This window comes from Synechococcus sp. MU1611, from assembly GCF_020514255.1.
Taxonomy (GTDB): Bacteria; Cyanobacteriota; Cyanobacteriia; order PCC-6307; family Cyanobiaceae; genus Parasynechococcus.
Map to the genome: position 1 here is coordinate 569,517 of NZ_VTLC01000001.1, position 19,114 is coordinate 588,630.

The window sequence follows — 19,114 nt, forward strand, 5'->3', positions numbered from 1 at the left end:
TTTTCTGATGCCTTACACCCTTACGACTCCGCTCTATTACGTCAACGATCGGCCCCATCTGGGCAGTACCTATACGACCTTGGCCTGCGATGCACTGGCGCGGTTCGAGCGCCTATGCCTGCAGGAGGTGACCTTCGTCACCGGCGTTGACGAGCATGGGCAAAAGATTCAACGCACGGCTGAACGACAGCAGCTCAGTCCTCAGGACCACTGCGACCGCGTTAGCAGCCGCTACCGCGACCTTTGGAAGCAGTGGGGGATTTCAGAGGATCGCTTCGTGCGTACCACCAACCCGCGCCACTTGAAGTTGGTCGAGCAGTTCTACGAACGGGTCAAGGCATCAGGCGACATCGTTGTCGGCAATCAGACCGGCTGGTACTGCGTCGATTGCGAGGAATACAAGGATGATCCTGCTGAGGCGGAGTCCCCGTCATGTGCGATCCACCGCAAGCCTCTGGAATGGCGCGATGAGGAGAACCTTTTCTTCCGGCTTTCCCGTTACCAGTCCGCCATTGAAGAGTTAGTGGCTCGGGACGACTTCATCGCTCCCGCCAGCAGACGTCAGGAGGTTCGAAATTTTGTCGCCCAGGGGCTGCGTGACTTCTCCATTTCCCGAGTGAATGTGTCCTGGGGGCTGCCCGTGCCCGATCATCCCGGCCACACCTTCTACGTCTGGTTTGATGCACTTCTTGGCTATCTGACCGCACTTCTCGATGACGGAGAACCGGTGTCTCTCGATCGACTCGGCTCCTGCGGTTGGCCCGCTTCCGTCCACGTGATTGGCAAGGACATTCTCCGCTTTCATGCCGTCTTCTGGCCTGCCATGTGCATGTCTGCGGGTCTGCCGGTACCGCAAAAGGTTTTCGGTCATGGCTTTCTCACCCGCGAGGGGCAAAAGATGGGGAAATCCCTCGGCAACGTGCTGGATCCAGAATTGCTGCTGGAGCGATGCGGCACCGATGCCGTTCGCTGGTACCTGTTGCGCGATATCCAATTCGGGGACGACGGTGATTTCCAACAGCAGCGCTTCGTCGATTTGGTCAACAACGATCTGGCCAACACCATCGGCAATCTTCTGAACCGCACGTCATCGATGGCGCGTAAGTGGTTTAACGACAGCGTTCCCCCTGCCGGGGCTGCCACTGACCCTGACCATCCCCTGGCTCAGAAGGCCGCTGTAACCGTCAGCACGGTGATGGACGCCATGCCGAATCTCGCCTTCAAGACCGCGGCCGAGTCGATTCTTCAATTGGCGATTGCAGCGAACGGCCATCTGAATGACACCGCTCCTTGGAGCCGAATGAAAGAACCCGGCCAAGAGGCCAGCGTGGGCGAAGATCTTTTCGCTGTGTTGGAGACCACTCGCATCGTCGGTCTTCTGCTCGCTCCGCTGCTGCCAGACCTCAGTCAGCGCATCCTGGCCCAGCTGGGGCAGTGTCTTGATTCCGATAACTGGTCGAATCAGCTGATATGGGGCAGGCTGAGCAGCGGTTCCGACCTGCCCAAACCAACCCCGGTGATGCAGCGGTTGGAACTGGATGAACCGCTTTGAGGGAAAGCATGCATTGCCTGTCTCGCTGTGGTCTGACAGCAGCCCTCGTAGCCACCTCTCTTCTGGCCGCCTGCAGTTCCAGCCGGCAGCCCAAGATTGAACCCACGCCTTCGTTCGTCTTTCGATCTCTGGATTTGAGTCAGCGAGCCGACAATGGAGATCGAGACTGGGATTTGACCAGCCCAGAGGCGCGCTACGACCTGAGCAGTCGAACCATTCGCGCGCGGCGCCCCCAGGGGATCTTGTATCGCGACGATCAACCGCACTACCGGATCAACGCTGATCTGGCCACGGTGTTGAGGGATGGTGAACTCGTCATTCTTGAAGGTTCGGTTCATCTCCGTCAGTTGAACCAACGGGGGCTAACGATCAAGGGGGACAACTTGATTTGGACGCCAACTCAGTCACGGATGGTGATCAATCAAAGGCCGATGGCGAGTGATGGCCAGACGCAAATCCGTTCCCGTGAACTGGCCTTTCAACAGGACACGGAACTCTTGGTCTTCGACGGTCCAACAGAGCTGAAACGTCGAGACGAGGCAAGCGATGACAGCACCCCCACAGACGACAATCCTGATTCAACAGTGGTGCGTGGTGGCAGCGGCACCTGGAATTTGCGGAGCGGTCTGATGCAGGCTCCGGGCCAGGTTGAGGCTGTTCGACGCGATGGCCGGAAGCTCAGTGCTTCAGGGTTAAGTGGCAACACCCGCGAGGGATTTCTCGATCTGCAGGAGCCGGTCACGCTTCTTCTCGAGAACGACCGTGGCACCATCACCGCCGGCCGAACGCGCTGGTTGTTCTCTGCGCAGCAGCTCCAGTCCGTGCAACCGGTACAGGCTGAATTGCAGAACAGCACAGTTCAAGGCAAGGGTTTCAGGCTTGATGAACGCAGCGGCACGGTGATCATCCCCAGCGACTGTCGTCTGCAGCAGAAGCAGGAGACCCTCACAGCTCGCCGTTGCAGTTGGAACTGGAACAGTGAACGGGTCGTGGCAGATGGAGATGTGGTGTTGCGCCGAAAGAAACCGGAGCAGACCACGCGGGCCTCAAGGATGGAGGCCACGATCACTGACGATGGCGAGATCCGTTTCGGCCAACCGGGTCAGCGTGTTGAATCAACGATCAAGCTGAATCCCAAGACCGATGCGAAACGTCCTCGGTCTCCAGTGTCGTTCTGAGTCGCTGGGCCCATCCCTCCAGCCAACGCTCATCTGAGCGGCTGAAACAACGGGGCGACCAGCCCCCCACAATCACCACCCCCTGCTGTCCCATGGGGCACACGAGAATTGCTGGAAGCGACTGCAGCATCCCGTCAAATTCGGCCCGACCGGGAAAGAGTGTGGTGTTCACGAGAGAGATGGTCTGTTCACGGTCCATGGCTCGCTTGGTGATGGCTCCTGGTTGGAAGGGGTCCTGACTGATCAGGCCCCTTCGCAACACAACCTGCTGACGCCAAAGCACCAGAACCGAAGCAGCTGGAGTCGCTGTCAGAAGCATGTGACTTCCCCAGGCCAGCTCCTGTTTCTGAACATCGTTGAGCTGCTCGAACAACACCAGTCCCTGCTCTCCCTTCAACGACACCTTCTCAGCTGATTTCGGGTTGGCCCTTGTCCAGAGAACGGCTACCAACATCAGTCCCACCGATGCCATACCTGCCAGAACCTCTGCCCTTTGGAGGTCTGGTGTGACCGTTCCCGCTAACCCCGCATTTGTCACGGTCAGACCCAGCAACAAGAGCGCACAGATCAGAACGACACGGGCGGGGGCTGGCATCAACGATGGGGGCTGTCAGAACGCAATCATCCTGCTCAAATACGGACACGTATGTCCCTGCCATGACGACTCAAGAGGCCTTTGCCGCCATAGCGCTAGCCGCTGTTGCCTGTGATGGAAGACTCGGGAGGGATGAAGCACACGCCCTCCGCTGTCAACTGGAGTACCGATCCCTTTACATCGACAGTTCTGAAGCTGCGATGGGGCAATTGTTTGATCGGTTGCTGCTGCTGCTGAGGGACCAGGGAGTTGATGGTCTGATTGCATCCGCCCTTCCCCAGCTCAACGCAAGACAGCAGCAGTCTGCCCTTGCCGTGGCGGCTCATCTTGTCCATGCCGATCGCAAGGTCACTCCGGAGGAGACCGAATTCCTGGATCAACTCACCTCTCAAATGTCTCTGCCCGTCAACGAGGCCCGCATGGTCGTTCAAGCAATTGAGGCCCTCAACCGCGACATGCTGGACAGCTAACGGCAGACTGAGGAGGTTGTAACGCTTGATGGGATGTCCCTTTCCGCCCGACGCCTGTTGGCCAGCCTGCTCAGTTTCGGGATCTGTCTGCTTCTCTTGGCCCCTGCCAGCTTCGCGATAGCTCCTGCTGCCTTAGGCGGAAGCCTGCCGGAGACACTGGTGATCGACGAAGCGGATGTGCTCAGCCGTGCCAGTCGTGGCGAATTGGAGGCGAAGTTACGCAGTTTTGATGATCAACGGGTGGATGCCCGTCTGATCACCCTGCGTCGCCTGGATTACGGCATCAGTTTGAACAACTTTGGTGAGGAACTTCTCGAAAGCTGGAGTTCTCCGACTGGCAATCCTCTCTTGTTGATGTTGATCGAAACTCAGAACAAGAAATCCGCCGTGGTTGCGGATCAGGAGCTGGAAGCTCAGCTTCCCGCCAGCCTTCTTTCCAGTACCGCCCGCACAACGATGACTGTGCCCCTGCGGGAAGGGGACCGCTACCGCCAGGCTTCCGTGGATGGTCTGACGCGTCTTTCGACAGTTCTCTCAGGTGGAGAAGACCCGGGCCCCCCGCAGCAAATTGAACGCGTCACCCTGCCCACCAACATCCCAACCAAGGCGGAAACCGAAGAGAGCGATGCCACCAAATGGGTCATCATCCTTCTGGTGCTTGGAACCATCATTCCGATGGCGACCTGGTGGGTGTTCTCGCGCTGATTGAACGATTGAGATGAGCCGCCGTAACTGGATCAATTTATTCAGCTCCAATCAATCCGTTGAATTCTCCAGTGATCTTGAGCGTGGTTACGAGGCGGCTCTGCTCATTCAGAGCCTGGAACTGGAGTATTACGGAGACCGGCAGATCCGCCCTGACCTCAAGCTTTCCGTACCGAGAGCTGTTCAGGCCACGATTCTGCGCCGGTTTAAAACTGCACTGGCCATTTGCCGCAATTCAGCGGTCAATCTTTCTGAACAACGGGCGCAACTTGATTCTCAGGAGCTACGGCAACTCCAACTGATTGAAACCGTTGTCAGCCGCTATGGACCCCGACGTTCGAGTGGCTCACCCTCTATTAGTCGTTCACCGGACGCGCTGCCCCGTTCACTTCTGGGTGTCTTTGACAGTATTCGACTGCAGTTGGATCCCTCAACTGAGGACAACGTTGTTGCAGGCTATCGACGCCGTCGTGACAGCACGCTGATCTCCCTGCGTGTTCTGCTCTTGCTGATTCTGGTTCCCTTGCTGGTTCAGCAGATCGCCGGCACGTATCTGATCTCACCTGCGGTGAATCACTTTTCACCTGAACTTCCGTTCCTCAGTTACCCCAAGCCGCAGCTCGAGGAAAAGGCGGCTGAGAAGCTTCGCCTCTACAAACAGGAGCTGGAATTTGATGCGTTTTTAAAAGGTGTGCCACCTTTGGATGATGTCCAGTTGCGCGACCAGCTCACCGAGAAGGCGACGGAGCTCAAACATGATGCTGATGAGGAGAGTCTGAAGGCGATCAAAAACGTCTTTGCTGATCTCGCAGGTCTGATCGCTTTTGCGGTTGTGTGCTTGATCAGTCGCGACGAACTGCGGGTTCTCCGAGGATTTGTTGATGAGGCTGTATACGGCCTGAGTGATTCCGCCAAGGCCTTCGCCATTATTTTGTTCACCGACATCTTTGTGGGTTATCACAGCCCTGAAGGCTGGTCTGTCTTGCTGGATGGAATCGCAGAGCATTTCGGCCTTCCATCCAGCCAGAGTTTCGTCAATCTCTTCATTGCGACCTTCCCTGTCGTGTTAGCGACGATCTTTAAGTATTGGATTTTCAGGTATCTCAACCGCGTCTCTCCGTCGTCCGTTGCGACCTTGAAAGGTATGAATGGCAGTGGTTGATCCAACGGCCCCTAACGAGCCCATGGTTTCAAGTATCAACAACGGTTTGATTCTGGTCAGCGGACCAGCGCGCAGTGGCAAGAGTCGGTGGGCAGAGCATCTGCTGCACAACCACCCTGATGTGACGTACATCGCGACGGCAGCTGCCCGACCAGAAGACCTTGAGTGGCAGAAACGTCTTGATGCTCACCGACAGCGTCGTCCTGAGCACTGGGCTGTTGCTGAATCCGGTGCTGAGCTGGTGGAGGTCATTGAGACCCTGTCGCCAGGTCAGTCCGTGCTGATCGATGCCCTTGGTGGTTTTGTCGCACATCATTTGGAGCTCGATGCATCCGCCTGGAACCTGCTGTGTGAACGACTGATCGCTGCCGTCACGTCATCGCGCTGCACTTTTGTGCTCGTGATTGAAGAGACAGGATGGGGCGTTGTTCCTCCAACACGTATTGGTGGGCTGTTTCGAGACCGTTTGGGAGCTCTCGCTCAACAGTTGGATCGTGTTGCCGATGCTGCCTGGCTTGTTCTCCAGGGACGGGCTCTTGACCTTCATGCCCTTGGACGTGTGGTGCCATGACTGAGATGGAGCCGCTGCGTATTGCACTGTTCGAGCCACAGATCCCACCAAACACGGGGAATATTGCGCGTACCTCTGCTGCCTTCAGAGTGCCGCTGACGCTGATCGAACCCCTTGGTTTCAAGGTCGATGATCGCAGCGTTCGCCGCGCCGGTCTCGATTACTGGCCGCACGTACAACTCTCCATCGCCTCAGATTTTCCGGCATTCCAGTCACAACTTCTGCCAGAGCAGAGGTTGATCGGCTGTAGTCGTCGCGGTGGTGCATCACTCTCCTCATTTGAATTCAAACGAGGTGATGTTCTGCTGTTTGGACGTGAAGACACCGGTCTGCCGGACCCGGTTCGCGAGGCCTGCGACACCATTCTGACGATTCCGATGCCCGGTGCCGCCGATGACGCTGGCCAGGGTGGCGTGCGCAGCCTCAATCTTTCTGTGGCCTGTGCACTGGTGACCTACGTGGCTGGTCAGCAGTTGAGGTTGTGGTGATCACACCACTGCTCCAATCCCCCTTGCGCTGTGATGTTCGGCTCGTTACCTTCAACGCGTCTGTTGGGTTTCATGCGCGCACTGCTTGCCGTAGCAACTGCTGTAACCCCTTTTGTGACGCTGGGAGTGTGGAGCTCTCTGCCTGGAATTGCTGATAACGCCACCTTCAATCTCGCTGAATTACCCCCACACTCAGTTGTTGAGTCTCCAGAGCCCGTTTCTCTCGCCAGCACAACAGACACCACAACGCAGCTTTGGTTCAAAGTTCTCTCGTCGACCCCACTGAACAGATTCGCTGATTTGCTTCGGCTGGACGCACAGAAACTTGCGACGTTGAACAGCGTTTCTCCGGATCATGTTTTCGAGCCAACCAGTTGGCTTGCTCTTCCTGATTCAGCTCGGGTGGTTGCTGTGACACTGTCGTCTCTCGATCGAGCCAGTGAACGCAAAACGCTTCCTGTTTCGGCCCCACCTCCAGTCAGCACTATCGCGAAAATTCAGCAGGGTGATTCACTCGCTGCATTTCTCAAGCGTCATGGCGTGACCCAAGCGCAGTTGAAGACCTTTAATCCCGGTGTTCAGCTCAATGCCTTGACGGTCGGTCGAGAACTTCAGATCTCTAACGCATCCTCAGGTCAGTCTGTTCTCGCTGTTCGCCCGCTCCGTAGCGGCGGGGCCGCCTGGCCTCAGCAAACTCCATTGTCGACAGCTGACCAGCCTGACAGCCTGAAGCCGCCGATTGTTGGTTACCAGTGGCCGACAAAGGGTGTGTTCACCTCCGGTTATGGATGGCGTTGGGGTCGGATGCACAAAGGGATTGACATCGCCAACAACACAGGAACTCCGGTTATCGCTGCACGGGATGGCATTGTCTCGTTCTCCGGCTGGAGCGGTGCCTATGGCTATTTGGTTGAAATCGCCCATAGCGATGGTGAATCCACCCGTTACGCCCATAACAGTCGCCTTCTTGTCAAAAAAGGCCAGGTTGTTCCCCGTGGCGCGCGTATTTCTCTCATGGGAAGTACCGGTCGAAGCACAGGGCCCCACCTTCACTTTGAAATCCGTCGTGCCGGTGGTGCAGCCCTCAATCCTTTAGTCAAGCTGCCTGCCCGTAAGGCTTGAGCAGATAACGCTCCAGTCGGAAATAACAAGCATCTGGCTTGTCCCCAGTGTTGTCGAATAAATGTCAGAGGGGAGACTTGAACTCCCGACCTCAGGGTTATGAATCCTGTGCTCTAACCAGCTGAGCTACTCTGACGCAGGCCCTTCAGGCCAGTCGCCATCATACATCTCGGGGTTCTGGCTCAGCGCATGTCGATGGCATTGAGTCGATCGCGAAATGACTTCGGCTGATCATCCAGGTTCGCTAGAGCATCCACCTGGACCGTCGGTGCTGGTGCCGTTGCTGGCTCGACGTTTCGCGCTGGCGCCGAACGACGGGTTGAACCGCGATTGACACCCATACTTCTGAGCCGACCTGATCGTTGGTCACGATCCAAGGGCTTTTTGCGCAGATCTCCCTTCAGCTGGTTCAGCAGACGAAAATGTCCTGTAGCGCTGAACTTTCGAAGCAGTGAAGGGTCCCAGCTCGTGAGTTGATCAGTCATCGTCTGAGTTTATGGCGACGGACGGCCATAGCCGTGATAGGTTGAAAAGTGAAACTGGAAGTCGAATCGACTACGTGTTAAGTCGGTTGCGGCCTTCAGGTCATTCATTCTCCCTCCAATCATGACCGACAACGGTTGCCTGCGTGTTGGCCAGCAGGCCCCTGATTTCACAGCTACCGCTGTGGTGGACCAGGAGTTCAAGGAAATCACGCTGTCCCAGTACCGGGGCAAGTACGTGGTGTTGTTCTTCTACCCTCTGGATTTCACCTTCGTCTGCCCGACTGAAATCACGGCCTTCAGTGACCGTTATTCCGATTTCTCCAGCAAGAACACCGAAGTACTCGGCGTTTCCGTCGACAGCCAGTTCAGCCACCTGGCTTGGATTCAGACAGCGCGCAATCAGGGTGGCCTGGGCGACATCAACTATCCCCTCGTCGCTGACCTGAAGAAGGAAATCTCCGCCGCCTACAACGTCCTTGATGACGCTGAGGGTGTTGCTCTGCGCGGGCTGTTCATCATCGATCCCGATGGTGTGATCATGCACGCCACGATCAACAATCTGCCCGTGGGCCGCAACGTTGATGAAACCCTGCGTGTTCTGCAGGCCTTCCAATACGTGCAGTCCAATCCTGACGAGGTTTGCCCTGCCAACTGGACTCCTGGTGAAAAGACCATGAAGCCTGATCCCAAGGGCTCCAAGGAGTATTTCTCCGCCATCGGCTGATTGCTTTAAGCAGGCCCTTTCACCTGTTACCTCGGCCCTACCCCTCAAACGGGTGGGGCTTTTTTCATGAGTTGCTCTAAGGCAAGGGACAAGCTTTGATCCATGGCGATTGAGCGACCATCACTGACAACGATTCGTGCCAGAGAGGGCAAGCCCACCTTGCTGGTGCGCAGATAAACCGGTTCGACGTAGAGAAGACCGTCGCCAAGGGGAAGCACCAAGAGATTGCCCTGGACGAGTTCAAGATCCCCTTGATCCCAGAGGCCAAAGACCTTGCTGACCTCCGGATCCTGATGAATCAGAGCCTGCACCTGTTCAGGACCCAGAATGTTCTTGTCTTTTGGGAAATCGATCAGCTCCAATTCACCGTAGTGCTCGCCATCGTTTCGGGCAGCCAGCCAGGCGGTGAGATTAGGCCGTGCCAGTGGTGTTAGAGGCTGAAGCAGGAGAAATTCCGAGTTGTCATTGCCCTGAACCTGAGCCGTAACGTGATAGGGCTCCACGTTGACTTTTTCGCCGCCATAAATCTCACTGGGGACCTGCCAGACATCATCACCGCTGTAAAAGATTCTTGGATCTTCGACGTGATATCGCTTTAGCTGGTTGACCTGAACATTGAAGAAATCCTCAGGCACTCTGAGGTGATCACGAACCAGCTGCGGCATGGATTGCATGGATTCAAACAAGCCTGGAAATGCGACATCCCAGCCGTTCACAATCGGATCATCCTTCTCTGAGATATAAAGATGAACACTGCCGTTGTAAGCATCAACGATGGCCTTAACCGAGTTTCTTAAATACCGATCAGAATCGTCGGAAGAGACCGCCGCACTGTAGGCAAGCGTGGAACTGTGGGTATAACCTTCAACGACCCAATACTGATGCTGTTGACGTTGCGCGGATCGTGCTTCGATCGTTCCAGCCGATTCGGGATAAGTCTCCGGGATCGAAATCAGATAAGGATCACCACGGAAATCAATGAATGGAGCAATTGCTGAAACACGGCTTCTCACTTCACGACGGATCAATATTTTTGAATCAGCGGAGATTGCTTTTGTCGTCAGCAGTCGCGGCTCATGGAGATAAACCGCCGCTGCACAACGCTGAAGCCAGGATCCAATAGGGATACCACCTGAACCTCGATAGTGGGTCTCAACATTGAGGTCTCCCTCGGGATAATCGAATTCCGGAATCTCTGTTGGAGCAACTGCATAGGGAGATGGGAGCATCCCGTAGTAGAGAGCAGCATCGCCAACAGGGATCGCATCTCTAACCTCGGATTGATCGATTCCAAGTGCCTCATTTCCCTTGATTCGTGTTTCTGTACCGAGATCACTGATGAAATATGAGGGCAGACCATCGTTGCTGCGTTCGTTCACAGGGCTAACGGTAAATCCATAGCCGTGGGTAAAGATGAAATGGCGGTTCTGCCACGTTCTTGATCGCCTCGGTAACGCTGACTGATCCAATTCACGTGCAGAAACAATCACCTGTTGAGCCGAATCGCTGTCTTGATTGAGCGGATAACGGTCAACCGCCGCATTCGAGAATCGGTAGTAGACCCGAAGCTGTTGCAGTTGCCGATTGGCTTCCAGCAAGGGGGCGCTATCCCACAGGCGCACATTGCCCAGAGTGCTGGCGCCTTGCTTCAAATCCATAGCACTGAGCCTTGTCTGCGGTTCGTAGACCTGACGTTCAATGTGGTCCAGCTGGAAACCCCATCGGGTGGCCTTAATTGCGTCTGCCAGATAAGGAGCTTGCAGATTGATCTCCTGCGGACGGACCAGGAGCCAACGCGTCAGTGGCGTGGCCACCATTTCCAGCGCCACTAGCGAAGCCAACGTGAGAACTAGTCCTTGACGCAGGCGTTGGCGACAAGGCAAGAGCAGTGCCAGTGCAATCAAAACGAGCAGCAGCGTGGCAGCAGCCCGTAGCGGAAGCGTGATGTGAGCCTGAAGCCAGCCGGCACCAGCCACCAGTCCGTGTTGGCTCCAAAGCAATTGGTGCCTTGATAACCAGACCAACCCGGCCGTTTGCAAAACCAGAACAGCTGACAGGACTCTGAGCAACTGAAGCTGTCGCGTTGAAAAGGCCGGACTGGCCCAGTCAGAGATGGCTTGCGAGTTAGCGAGACAACGCCAGAGTTCAAAGCAGATGGTGAACGCGGTGCTCAGCACCAGCAGCTCCAGCCCCAAATGCAAGCCCACGAAGCGTCCCAGGCCGAAGCTGACATCGGCACCAAGCCTGGGATCTTGCAGGGAACTGTTCGGGATCCAAAGGGCTAATGACCAGATTCCCCACGCTCGCGCGACGACAACAACTAGTGAACCTGCAACGATCCGTGCCAGCCAGGGGCTTGTTCGACGCCAGGCCATCGCCACGGTGATGAGCACTGCTTTGATGAGAATCACAGCAGCCGTGATTCCGTTGTCAGGCAACAGGCTCGGCACCCATTCCCCCAGCTGAAACGGATCACGGATGGTCAGTGCCACCAGATCAAGGGTCAGCATTGTGCTGATCAGAACCACACTGCCACTGAGCAGGAGTGCTGTCCCGTAGGACCAACCGGTCAGGTGCCATCCCTGAGCTGACGTCAGGTTGTGGTGCTTGAACTGTCTTGACCAGGTCCGTGCAGCCATCAGTGGCAGCAGCGCCAACCCCGCAAAGAGAAACTGCAGAAGCCAGCGCTTCAGGAGAACGTCGGTCCAGCCGAACTGCTCAAACCAGAGCCACTCGATCTGCATCCGGGCTGCGACAACAACCAACGGCAGCAGAAGGAGGAGGCGTCTCATGGCAGTCCGGCGATCTCGCGGAATCGATCACCGTTGATCGTTTCCTCCGCAATCAAAACTTCAACCAGGTGGTCCATCAACTCACGACGCTGCTCCAGCAGAGCAATCGCCTGAGCCAAGGCATTCTTGGCGAGCTGACGGATCTGAGCATCAATGGCCTGGCCAGTGGATTCGGCATAGCAAGGCCGTTGGTTGAACCAGTCGCGACCGAGGAAGACCTCCGCTCCCGGACCCTCCAGCGCCATCGGTCCGAGATTGGAAAAGCCGAAGCGTGTCACCATCTCGCGGGCCAGTTGAGCCACCATCTGGAGATCTCCACTAGCCCCCTGGGTGATCTCGAGGGAGCCGAAGACCACTTGCTCCGCTGCTCTTCCACCGAGTGCCACAACCAGATCCGCCAGGCACGACGCGCGGGTGATCAAACCGGAATCGAGCACCTCTTCGTCTGGCATGAAGCGGGTGTATCCACCGGCTCCGCCCCGAGGAAGAATCGTGACCTTATCCACCGCATTGGCGGCCGGCAGAAGGGTCGCCACAAGGGCGTGGCCCACCTCGTGGTACGCGATGAGGCGTTTTTTTGCGGTGTCCTGCAAGGGGCGGTTGCTCAGCCCCATGGTGATGCGTTCCAAGGCACCTTCCAGCTGAAACTGGCCGATGCGGAGCATGTTCTGACGTGCCGTGAGGATGGCTGCCTCATTCAGAAGATTGGCAAGATCAGCACCAGAGAATCCGGGGGTCCTGCTCGCCCAATCCGACAAAGAGACGGAGTCATCGAGGGGTCGTGTTCTGGCGTGCACCGCAAGAATCGCCTCACGTCCACGCCGATCAGGTAGGCCCACATCAATGCGTCGGTCGAATCGTCCTGGCCTCAGGAGAGCGGCATCCAGCACATCGGCGCGGTTCGTGGCCGCAAGAAGGATCACGCCGGAGTTCTCCTCGAATCCATCCATCTCCGTCAGGAGTTGGTTGAGGGTCTGCTCACGTTCATCGTTACCCCCGCCGATTCCAGCCCCACGCTGCCGACCGACGGCATCGATCTCATCAATGAAGACGATGCAGGGGGATTTATCCTTGGCTTGGCGGAACAGATCGCGAACTCTGCTCGCGCCGACACCAACGAAAAGTTCCACAAATTCGGACGCTGCCATGGAGAAGAAGGGCACTTCTGCTTCTCCTGCAATCGCCTTGGCTAGAAGGGTTTTCCCGGTCCCAGGGGGGCCGACCAGCAGCACGCCTCGGGGGATCTTGGCGCCAAGTCGAATGAACGCCTCAGGCTGCTTGAGAAAGGTGACGACCTCCTCCAGTTCGAGCCGTGCATCGTTGATTCCGGCGACATCCTCAAAACGAAGCTGCAGATCTTCCTGTGGTTTCAACCGGGGCTGACTGCGCCCAAAACCCAGGGCACGATTCGCCATTTGTGCTGAACGTTTCAACAAAAAAGACAAACCGACCACCACCAGGAGCACCAGAAACAGGGTTCCCACCAGTTCTCGACCTGCTTGTTCGCGTCGAACATCCACGACCGTCAGGGATGTGCCAGAGCTCTCGGCAGCGCGCAGGATCTGATTGTCGTTCGCGAAGACGGGAACAGTGATTCGTCGCCCGTCGTTGTATTGGACCCTGACCTCCCTCTGGCCCGGCACGAGATCCAACTGCTTGATCTGTTTTGCGTCGATATCCCGCAGCAGGGTGGAATAACTCACAGTGTCCTGTTTCTTCCAGAACCCCTGAATCGAGGAAGGTTGAACCTTCTGAGGAGAAGCGGAACCACTAGAGCTGTTCGAACCTGGTGCCACGTCAACGCTGCGCTTTGTTGAGCCTAGCGATTTGACGCAAGGGGGTTCCAAACGAGACAATCTCAGTTTGGAAATTCACCAGGCGCAATGGCCGTCCCGAAGAAGAAAACATCCAAGGCCAAGCGCAACCAGCGCAGCGCCACTTGGAAGTCCAAGGCTGCCGTCGCCGCCCAGCGTGCAATGTCTATCGGCAAATCTGTGTTGAGTGGCCGGGCTCAGGGTTTTGTCTACCCAGTGAGTGAAGCCGAAGACGGCGAATCCTGAATCGCGTTGGGGAGGTGGATTCGCCGCAAGCTTCGATCCGAATCGACCTCTACAACAACATCAGCGCGCATCTGTTGAAAACAGCATGAGGGCAGCGCGCAGAGAATCATTCGGATGAAACGTTCCAGTTCTGAAGGAGAGAGTGATGCTCCTCGTTCAGACTGAAGCGTGGCTTCCTGTTGGCGTTTCCAGAGCAAAGGAGCGTTGAAATTTCGAGCACGCAATTGCCAGAGCTGATCGAAGCTGCTCCAGATCGCTTCGTAATCGGCAAGTACGGGTTGCAGTTTTGTGCGCCACGCCAGTTCCTCCGGTGTTAGAGGAGTTTCGAGATGGGATTCTGCTGTTGCAAGGTCCATCGTCGATTCACAGCCGACAAACCAACCCTCAAGAATCAAGAAGTCGGCGTCACAGCGTCGCCAACCGTTGCGATCTCCACGGCCATTTCTCTTCGCTTTGTCAAAACAAGGCATCGACAGGTCTTGGCCCTCTCGCCATTGCAGAAGGCAATCCTGCAGAAGGTTCAGGTCATGGCTGCCCGGAAGCGCGCGGGGCACACCCCAGGGGTTACCGCGCATTGCTGCGTCAAGCTGATCGGCTTCGAAATAAAAATCATCCAGTGAAACCACTTGAATCGATAGGTCCAAGACCTTTCCGGCGGCTTCAATCCATTGCCCAAGGGTGGTCTTACCGCATCCTGGGAGAGCACTGAGCCCCAGCAGACGGCGTTGCCCGCGCCATTGGTTCGCCAGACTCAGAAGGGGCAATCCAACCGACCACAACCAATCCGGTGCTGCTTCGGGATGCCAATGGTCGAGAGCAACTTGATGGCGCTCAGTTTTGCGCTGTTCTGCGAACCAGGTCACTGCATCACCCAGATCAAGGTGCTGGAGCAACCGTTGCTGGTCGTCGCTCGGAATCAAACGTTGGCCCTCAGGATCCAACTTTGAAGGCCTCCAAAACAACGGCATAAACAAAACCAAGCCGCAGGTTGTCGAGCCAGGGGAGTCGACGGCGCCAGAGCACCAGAAGTTCGCAGGCAATCAGGGCATAGAGGGCTGTGAACGTTCTGACCCCTACGGCATTCGCCAAATGCACTGTGAGATTGCTGCCGATAAAAAAGCCAAGTAGAAGAATCAATAACGACGCACTACGTCGCCACCAGGGACCAGACCAATTGCGTCGAAGGACTGCTCCCCAACTGTTCTGCAGGCCCGCCAGGCGTGTGCGCTGGATTGAGCTCATCGATCAGGCACCGACAGCAGAGTCTCCAAATACTTCAGCGTCACTGTTCCGTCCTGGCAAGTGGGACCCGAACGTACGGTCGCCGGCTCCCCCGGTTCCCCAAGGTGATCCAGCACGGCCGCTGCATTTTTACTGGCATCACGCAGGGCAGACGCATCCCAGGGGGAGGGGGTGAGCAGACAACACAGACCAGCTGCAGTTGCAGCAGACAGACCAGCCGCTGAATCCTCCACAGCGAGACTTGCCGCGCCATCGGCGCCACTGCGGTTGAGGGCCAGCAGGTAGCCATCCGGTGCAGGTTTGCCTGCTGAAACGTCGTCGGATGTCACGACGCCATCGAAGTGAGGGATGTCGTTCTGAATCTGCTCGAGAAGGGCCATCACGGAGGCGGATCCGCTTGAAGTCACAATCCACTGCTGCACCCCGGCGCGGTTCAGCTCCTTCAGCAGTCTCCTGACACCCGGGCGCAACTTCACATGGCCCTGATGGACGCGCTCCAGGTAATGCAGCCTTTTGCGATCACGCACTTGATCCAATTGATCCTGGCTGAGCATCACCCCACGGTCTTCAGCGTGGACCTTCAGCCTGCGTAGCCCTCCAGGAATTGCCAGAAGCGTGTTGTAAAGCTCTTCATCCCAATGAAACGGAAGATTCAGCTCCTCGAAAGTCTTGTTAAAGGCTGGCCGATGACCCTCCATTTCCGTGTCGGCCAAGGTTCCATCCACATCCCAAAAAACCGCTGAAAGCCTGTTCACCTTGATGACCAGCAACGGCACAATGCTGGGACATCACCGCCTGTTGAGTTCCCTTGCCGGCTGTCCCCCTCCACTGGTCCTGGTCCCTTCCGGCTGTAGTGGAACCATCGCCATTGCTGGGGCTTGATTTACCGCTGGCGTTGCGGTGTGTTCTGCGTCGCAGGGGCTTCACGTCACGATCCGAGGCGGAAACGTTCCTCTCACCTAGTGATCTGCCGCCCACCAGCGATCACTTCCCTGATCTCGACCAAGCCTGTGCGCGCTTGGTTAAGGCTTGCCGTGCCAGTGAACGCGTGGCCATCTGTGGCGATTACGATGCCGATGGAATGACCAGCACAGCTCTCCTTTTGAGAGCTTTGGGCCCGCTTGGCGCCGATCCAGAGCCAGCGATTCCGTCACGGATGGATGAGGGATACGGCCTCAACCCAGCCATGGTTCAGCGGCTCTATGACGACGGAGTGCGACTTTTGGTCACCGTCGATAACGGTGTTGCCGCAAGGGAAGCACTCGATCTCGCCGCCAGCTTGAAGATGCAAGTGATCGTGACTGATCACCACACCATCCCGGCGAAACGGCCGCCCATGGCCGCCCTGATTCACCCAGCGACTACACCGGACGGCTCTCCTTATCGGGGTCTGGCTGGGGTTGGACTGGCTTATGTGCTTGCCCATGCCGTGGCCGAAGCCCTGAACAAACCTGAGGCCATCCGCGTGGCTCGGGATCTGTTCTGCATTGGAACTGTGGCCGATATGGCCCCCTTGGTAGGCGCCAACCGCAGCTGGTTGCTGGAGGGACTGAATCATCTGCATCGTTCCGAGTGCAGGGGATTACAAGCGCTGCAACGTCTAGCTGGTCTCGGGGAACGTCCGCTAACGGCCGAAGACATCGGCTTTCAACTTGCACCACGCATCAATGCCGTTGGTCGCTTAGGAGAACCGAAGCTCGTTGTGGATCTACTCACAGCGGAAGACTCTCATTCGGCCATGGCGCTGGCGCGACGTTGTGATGATTTCAACCGCCAGCGGCGCGATCTGTGCGATGCGATTGAAGCGGAGGCCGTGGCCCTCGTGGAAGCGGAGACAAGTGATGCTCTCCCGTCATTTCTTTTATTGGCGCAAAGCCACTGGCATCACGGGGTGATTGGCATTGTTGCTGCGCGTCTGATGGAGCGATATCACCGACCCACCGCTCTCCTTGCCGGCGATGGTGATGGCTGTTTACGGGCTTCGGTGCGTGGGCCCGTCGGATTTGCTGTGGATGAGGCCCTCTCCAGTTGCAGTGATCTGTTGTCCCGTTTTGGAGGCCATCCCGCCGCCGGTGGGTTCACCGTGAAAGCGGAGCATGTGCATGCCCTGCATGAACGCCTCTGCGAACAGGCGGATGGTTGGCTGATGACCCAGGCCCTCGGCCGACCCGTGCAACCCGATGCTCTGCTGCATTTAGACGACGTGAACTGGGAGCTCTGGCGGCATTTGCAATCCTTGGCTCCCTTTGGAATCGGTCATCCGAAACCGTTGTTCTGGTCACGGGGCGTCACCGTTGAGGAGCGCCGTGACCTCAAAGGAGGACACCTAGCCCTCAGGCTCCGCCAGGGAGACAGCGAGCGCCGAGCCATTGCCTGGCGATGGGATCCATCGGCGGTCGTACCCGAATCCTGTGACGTGGCTTACAGCATTTCGATCAACCGTTGGCAGGGCGAACAGCGTCTTCAACTGGAGCTCAAAGCAATTCGAGCCCATACGGAGCTAGTGCTGATCGACCGCGGGACCCGTCAGTACACAGCTTGCTGGACCGAAATGTCAGGTCTCACGCTCACCAATGGTGATGGGAAAACCTTGCAGGCAAAGATTGAACAAGAAAAATCCCTCACCAGTGACGACGACTTGGCGAGGGATACACGTGTCGTTCAGTTGATGGAAGAAGCCTGTCTTGGATTGGGGCTTCGTCCCTAAGCAGAGGCGATCAGAGCGCGCCGCGGCGGTAGAAGAGGATGAAGATGACAGCGGGGCCGGCAATGGTGATCAACGCCAGGGCGGCAAAGTTGGCGATCAGGTGAATGTCAAAGCCCATGACGATGCAGCGCTGTCCGAAATCTTTTCACCTCCCAGGCTACGGGGCTCTGTCCCGAGATCGACGAATTCGTTCCTCTCTCTGTGATGGCTTGTCACAGCCTCAGCGATGACCAGAGAGAAGCTTCAGTGGACCTGCATCAAGCACTGCGGTGCCTGTTGTCGACTCGCTCCAGAGGAACGTGCTGATGCTCTAGCGGCTTTGAGCGAAGATCAACAGCGCACCTATCTGGCCATGGTGGGGGCAGATGGCTGGTGCATCAATTACGACACGGGCAGGCAGCGCTGCAGGATCTACGACGAGCGTCCTGATTTCTGCCGCGTCAGCGAGCTGGGGCGGTTGTTTCACGTTCCAGATGATGCACTCGACGGCTTCGCCATTGCCTGTTGCAACCAGCAGATCCGCAGCACCTATGGCGGCCGCAGTGGCGTGATGCGTAGGTTCAACCGCGCGCAGATAGCGGGAGGTCCTGTTGACCAGTGAGCAAACAAGCAGCGAGTCGCGGAGCTTCGCTGCCGTGCTGTTCAGCACCTTCACAACCGTTTTTGTAGCTGAACTGGGTGACAAGACGCAGCTGGCGACGCTGCTGCTCTCCGCCCAGTCCGGCTCACCGGTGTTGGTGTTCATCGGTGCCGCGCTGGCTTTGATTGCGTCCAGCCTTGTGGGGGTCCTCGTGGGTCAATGGTTGGCCAAAACGCTTCCTCCTGAGCGACTGGAGCTGATGGCTGGAGTGTTGATGGTGGCCCTTGGCATCTGGCTGGGCCTGCAAGCCGCCCGATCTTTATGGCTTAGTGCTGCAAGTTGACGATGGATTTTCCCCTTCTGATTTCCACCTTCTTGACCGTGTTCTTGGCCGAACTCGGTGACAAGACCCAACTCGCCACCGTCGCCATCAGCGGCACTTCAAATCGCCCCCTGGCGGTGTTTCTTGGATCATCATCAGCGCTTGTTCTCGCGAGCTTTCTTGGAGCCTTTGCAGGAGGATCCGTCGCCACAGTGATTCCCAGCGACCTTCTCCAGTTGGTTGCTTCCATCGGTTTTCTCGTGATTGGTGGTCGCTTGCTGCTGCCTCTGTTCAGCGATGCTGAAAACTCCTCAGACGGGGATCAGACTTCAGAGCCTTAAAGTGAAGTTTGAAGGGTT

22 protein-coding genes and 1 tRNA gene are annotated in these 19,114 nt (G+C 57.0%); 14 read left to right on the top strand and 9 right to left on the bottom strand.

Annotation, left to right across the window (positions count from 1 at the left end; all coding sequences use genetic code 11):
- Window positions 1-7: 7 nt before the first annotated feature.
- Entirely contained in the window at window positions 8-1,552 is a 1,545-nt protein-coding gene (gene metG / locus FZZ92_RS03410; RefSeq protein ID WP_226422570.1) for a methionine--tRNA ligase, read from the top strand.
- An 8-nt stretch (window positions 1,553-1,560) separates the two neighbouring features.
- Window positions 1,561-2,730, top strand: a complete 1,170-nt coding sequence (gene lptC, locus FZZ92_RS03415) for an LPS export ABC transporter periplasmic protein LptC (RefSeq protein WP_226422571.1) — start codon at window positions 1,561-1,563, stop codon at window positions 2,728-2,730.
- Here the strand turns inward: lptC and FZZ92_RS03420 are convergent.
- Window positions 2,675-3,325, bottom strand: coding sequence for a cofactor assembly of complex C subunit B (locus FZZ92_RS03420; protein WP_226422572.1), 651 nt, complete (start codon window positions 3,323-3,325; stop codon window positions 2,675-2,677). The two genes, lptC and FZZ92_RS03420, sit on opposite strands and share 56 nt — an antisense overlap.
- 62 nt (window positions 3,326-3,387) lie before the next feature.
- On the opposite strand from FZZ92_RS03420, the gene FZZ92_RS03425 reads away from it, so the two are divergent.
- The 6 genes from FZZ92_RS03425 to FZZ92_RS03450 all read left to right on the top strand — a co-directional run bounded on the left by FZZ92_RS03425 (window position 3,388) and on the right by FZZ92_RS03450 (window position 7,843).
- Window positions 3,388-3,795 carry a hypothetical protein gene (locus tag FZZ92_RS03425; RefSeq protein WP_226422573.1) on the top strand — a complete coding sequence of 136 codons (408 nt, stop codon included), beginning with the start codon at window positions 3,388-3,390 and terminating at the stop codon, window positions 3,793-3,795.
- A gap of 33 nt (window positions 3,796-3,828) precedes the next feature.
- Entirely contained in the window at window positions 3,829-4,500 is a 672-nt protein-coding gene (psb32, locus tag FZZ92_RS03430; protein WP_115023113.1) for a photosystem II repair protein Psb32, read from the top strand.
- 13 nt (window positions 4,501-4,513) lie between these two features.
- The gene (gene pxcA, locus FZZ92_RS03435) at window positions 4,514-5,662 is read left to right on the top strand and encodes a proton extrusion protein PcxA (RefSeq protein WP_226422574.1); all 1,149 of its coding nucleotides are present in this window, start codon (window positions 4,514-4,516) and stop codon (window positions 5,660-5,662) included.
- Between the two features lie 22 nt (window positions 5,663-5,684).
- Complete coding sequence (gene cobU, locus FZZ92_RS03440) at window positions 5,685-6,233, top strand: bifunctional adenosylcobinamide kinase/adenosylcobinamide-phosphate guanylyltransferase (RefSeq protein WP_226422575.1); 549 nt, start codon at window positions 5,685-5,687, stop codon at window positions 6,231-6,233.
- Entirely contained in the window at window positions 6,230-6,721 is a 492-nt protein-coding gene (locus tag FZZ92_RS03445; RefSeq protein ID WP_115093888.1) for a tRNA (cytidine(34)-2'-O)-methyltransferase, read from the top strand. The genes cobU and FZZ92_RS03445 overlap by 4 nt, the downstream gene beginning before the upstream one ends.
- Window positions 6,722-6,793: 72 nt before the next feature.
- On the top strand, window positions 6,794-7,843 hold the full coding sequence (locus FZZ92_RS03450; protein WP_226422576.1) for a M23 family metallopeptidase: 1,050 nt from the start codon (window positions 6,794-6,796) through the stop codon (window positions 7,841-7,843).
- A 62-nt stretch (window positions 7,844-7,905) separates the two neighbouring features.
- On the opposite strand, the gene FZZ92_RS03455 is transcribed toward FZZ92_RS03450, so the two are convergent.
- Window positions 7,906-7,979 (bottom strand) — tRNA-Met (locus FZZ92_RS03455).
- A gap of 46 nt (window positions 7,980-8,025) precedes the next feature.
- Window positions 8,026-8,328: a hypothetical protein gene (locus FZZ92_RS03460; protein ID WP_226407124.1), complete on the bottom strand. Its 303-nt coding sequence runs from the start codon at window positions 8,326-8,328 to the stop codon at window positions 8,026-8,028.
- 121 nt (window positions 8,329-8,449) lie between these two features.
- Here FZZ92_RS03460 and FZZ92_RS03465 point away from each other — a divergent pair, with 121 nt between their 5' ends.
- Entirely contained in the window at window positions 8,450-9,052 is a 603-nt protein-coding gene (locus FZZ92_RS03465) for a peroxiredoxin (RefSeq protein ID WP_226422577.1), read from the top strand.
- A 44-nt stretch (window positions 9,053-9,096) separates the two neighbouring features.
- On the opposite strand, the gene FZZ92_RS03470 is transcribed toward FZZ92_RS03465, so the two are convergent.
- Together FZZ92_RS03470 and ftsH are read right to left on the bottom strand one after the other, a co-directional pair.
- The gene (locus FZZ92_RS03470; protein ID WP_226422578.1) at window positions 9,097-11,844 is read right to left on the bottom strand and encodes a UPF0182 family protein; all 2,748 of its coding nucleotides are present in this window, start codon (window positions 11,842-11,844) and stop codon (window positions 9,097-9,099) included.
- Window positions 11,841-13,640, bottom strand: a complete 1,800-nt coding sequence (gene ftsH, locus FZZ92_RS03475; RefSeq protein WP_226422579.1) for an ATP-dependent zinc metalloprotease FtsH — start codon at window positions 13,638-13,640, stop codon at window positions 11,841-11,843. Before ftsH ends, FZZ92_RS03470 begins: the two co-directional genes overlap by 4 nt.
- An 87-nt stretch (window positions 13,641-13,727) precedes the next feature.
- Between ftsH and FZZ92_RS03480 the strand changes: the two genes are divergently transcribed.
- Window positions 13,728-13,904: a 50S ribosomal protein L32 gene (locus FZZ92_RS03480; RefSeq protein WP_226407118.1), complete on the top strand. Its 177-nt coding sequence runs from the start codon at window positions 13,728-13,730 to the stop codon at window positions 13,902-13,904.
- Here the strand turns inward: FZZ92_RS03480 and FZZ92_RS03485 are convergent.
- From FZZ92_RS03485 to FZZ92_RS03495, 3 genes are read right to left on the bottom strand one after another with little or no spacing between them, the layout of a single operon-like run.
- The gene (locus FZZ92_RS03485; protein WP_226422580.1) at window positions 13,868-14,824 is read right to left on the bottom strand and encodes a phosphoribulokinase; all 957 of its coding nucleotides are present in this window, start codon (window positions 14,822-14,824) and stop codon (window positions 13,868-13,870) included. The genes FZZ92_RS03480 and FZZ92_RS03485 overlap by 37 nt on opposite strands.
- Before the next feature lie 10 nt (window positions 14,825-14,834).
- On the bottom strand, window positions 14,835-15,146 hold the full coding sequence (locus FZZ92_RS03490; protein WP_226397650.1) for a DUF565 domain-containing protein: 312 nt from the start codon (window positions 15,144-15,146) through the stop codon (window positions 14,835-14,837).
- Window positions 15,143-15,901: an HAD-IA family hydrolase gene (locus tag FZZ92_RS03495; protein WP_370631231.1), complete on the bottom strand. Its 759-nt coding sequence runs from the start codon at window positions 15,899-15,901 to the stop codon at window positions 15,143-15,145. Before FZZ92_RS03495 ends, FZZ92_RS03490 begins: the two co-directional genes overlap by 4 nt.
- A gap of 53 nt (window positions 15,902-15,954) precedes the next feature.
- On the opposite strand from FZZ92_RS03495, the gene recJ reads away from it, so the two are divergent.
- Entirely contained in the window at window positions 15,955-17,853 is a 1,899-nt protein-coding gene (gene recJ / locus FZZ92_RS03500; protein WP_226422582.1) for a single-stranded-DNA-specific exonuclease RecJ, read from the top strand.
- A 10-nt stretch (window positions 17,854-17,863) separates the two neighbouring features.
- Here the strand turns inward: recJ and psb30 are convergent, their stop codons facing one another.
- The gene (psb30, locus tag FZZ92_RS03505; protein ID WP_115023138.1) at window positions 17,864-17,971 is read right to left on the bottom strand and encodes a photosystem II reaction center protein Ycf12/Psb30; all 108 of its coding nucleotides are present in this window, start codon (window positions 17,969-17,971) and stop codon (window positions 17,864-17,866) included.
- A gap of 108 nt (window positions 17,972-18,079) precedes the next feature.
- Here psb30 and FZZ92_RS03510 point away from each other — a divergent pair, with 108 nt between their 5' ends.
- Genes FZZ92_RS03510 through FZZ92_RS03520 form a run of 3 tightly spaced genes read left to right on the top strand, consistent with a single transcriptional unit; the run spans window position 18,080 to window position 19,096 of the window.
- Entirely contained in the window at window positions 18,080-18,454 is a 375-nt protein-coding gene (locus tag FZZ92_RS03510; RefSeq protein ID WP_226397653.1) for a YkgJ family cysteine cluster protein, read from the top strand.
- Window positions 18,444-18,776, top strand: a complete 333-nt coding sequence (locus tag FZZ92_RS03515; protein WP_226397654.1) for a TMEM165/GDT1 family protein — start codon at window positions 18,444-18,446, stop codon at window positions 18,774-18,776. The genes FZZ92_RS03510 and FZZ92_RS03515 overlap by 11 nt, the downstream gene beginning before the upstream one ends.
- A 2-nt stretch (window positions 18,777-18,778) precedes the next feature.
- The gene (locus FZZ92_RS03520) at window positions 18,779-19,096 is read left to right on the top strand and encodes a TMEM165/GDT1 family protein (RefSeq protein ID WP_226397655.1); all 318 of its coding nucleotides are present in this window, start codon (window positions 18,779-18,781) and stop codon (window positions 19,094-19,096) included.
- Window positions 19,097-19,114 lie beyond the last annotated feature (18 nt).

What these genes read in the sequence shown, in the direction of transcription:
- metG (WP_226422570.1), top strand. Translation starts at nt 8, where the DNA reads ATGCCTTACACCCTTACGACTCCGCTCTATTACGTCAACGATCGGCCC.
- lptC (WP_226422571.1), top strand. Translation starts at nt 1,561, where the DNA reads ATGCATTGCCTGTCTCGCTGTGGTCTGACAGCAGCCCTCGTAGCCACC.
- FZZ92_RS03420 (WP_226422572.1), bottom strand. Translation starts at nt 3,325, where the DNA reads ATGCCAGCCCCCGCCCGTGTCGTTCTGATCTGTGCGCTCTTGTTGCTG.
- FZZ92_RS03425 (WP_226422573.1), top strand. Translation starts at nt 3,388, where the DNA reads ATGACGACTCAAGAGGCCTTTGCCGCCATAGCGCTAGCCGCTGTTGCC.
- psb32 (WP_115023113.1), top strand. Translation starts at nt 3,829, where the DNA reads ATGTCCCTTTCCGCCCGACGCCTGTTGGCCAGCCTGCTCAGTTTCGGG.
- pxcA (WP_226422574.1), top strand. Translation starts at nt 4,514, where the DNA reads ATGAGCCGCCGTAACTGGATCAATTTATTCAGCTCCAATCAATCCGTT.
- cobU (WP_226422575.1), top strand. Translation starts at nt 5,685, where the DNA reads ATGGTTTCAAGTATCAACAACGGTTTGATTCTGGTCAGCGGACCAGCG.
- FZZ92_RS03445 (WP_115093888.1), top strand. Translation starts at nt 6,230, where the DNA reads ATGACTGAGATGGAGCCGCTGCGTATTGCACTGTTCGAGCCACAGATC.
- FZZ92_RS03450 (WP_226422576.1), top strand. Translation starts at nt 6,794, where the DNA reads ATGCGCGCACTGCTTGCCGTAGCAACTGCTGTAACCCCTTTTGTGACG.
- FZZ92_RS03460 (WP_226407124.1), bottom strand. Translation starts at nt 8,328, where the DNA reads ATGACTGATCAACTCACGAGCTGGGACCCTTCACTGCTTCGAAAGTTC.
- FZZ92_RS03465 (WP_226422577.1), top strand. Translation starts at nt 8,450, where the DNA reads ATGACCGACAACGGTTGCCTGCGTGTTGGCCAGCAGGCCCCTGATTTC.
- FZZ92_RS03470 (WP_226422578.1), bottom strand. Translation starts at nt 11,844, where the DNA reads ATGAGACGCCTCCTCCTTCTGCTGCCGTTGGTTGTTGTCGCAGCCCGG.
- FZZ92_RS03480 (WP_226407118.1), top strand. Translation starts at nt 13,728, where the DNA reads ATGGCCGTCCCGAAGAAGAAAACATCCAAGGCCAAGCGCAACCAGCGC.
- FZZ92_RS03490 (WP_226397650.1), bottom strand. Translation starts at nt 15,146, where the DNA reads ATGAGCTCAATCCAGCGCACACGCCTGGCGGGCCTGCAGAACAGTTGG.
- psb30 (WP_115023138.1), bottom strand. Translation starts at nt 17,971, where the DNA reads ATGGGCTTTGACATTCACCTGATCGCCAACTTTGCCGCCCTGGCGTTG.
- FZZ92_RS03510 (WP_226397653.1), top strand. Translation starts at nt 18,080, where the DNA reads ATGACCAGAGAGAAGCTTCAGTGGACCTGCATCAAGCACTGCGGTGCC.
- FZZ92_RS03520 (WP_226397655.1), top strand. Translation starts at nt 18,779, where the DNA reads ATGGATTTTCCCCTTCTGATTTCCACCTTCTTGACCGTGTTCTTGGCC.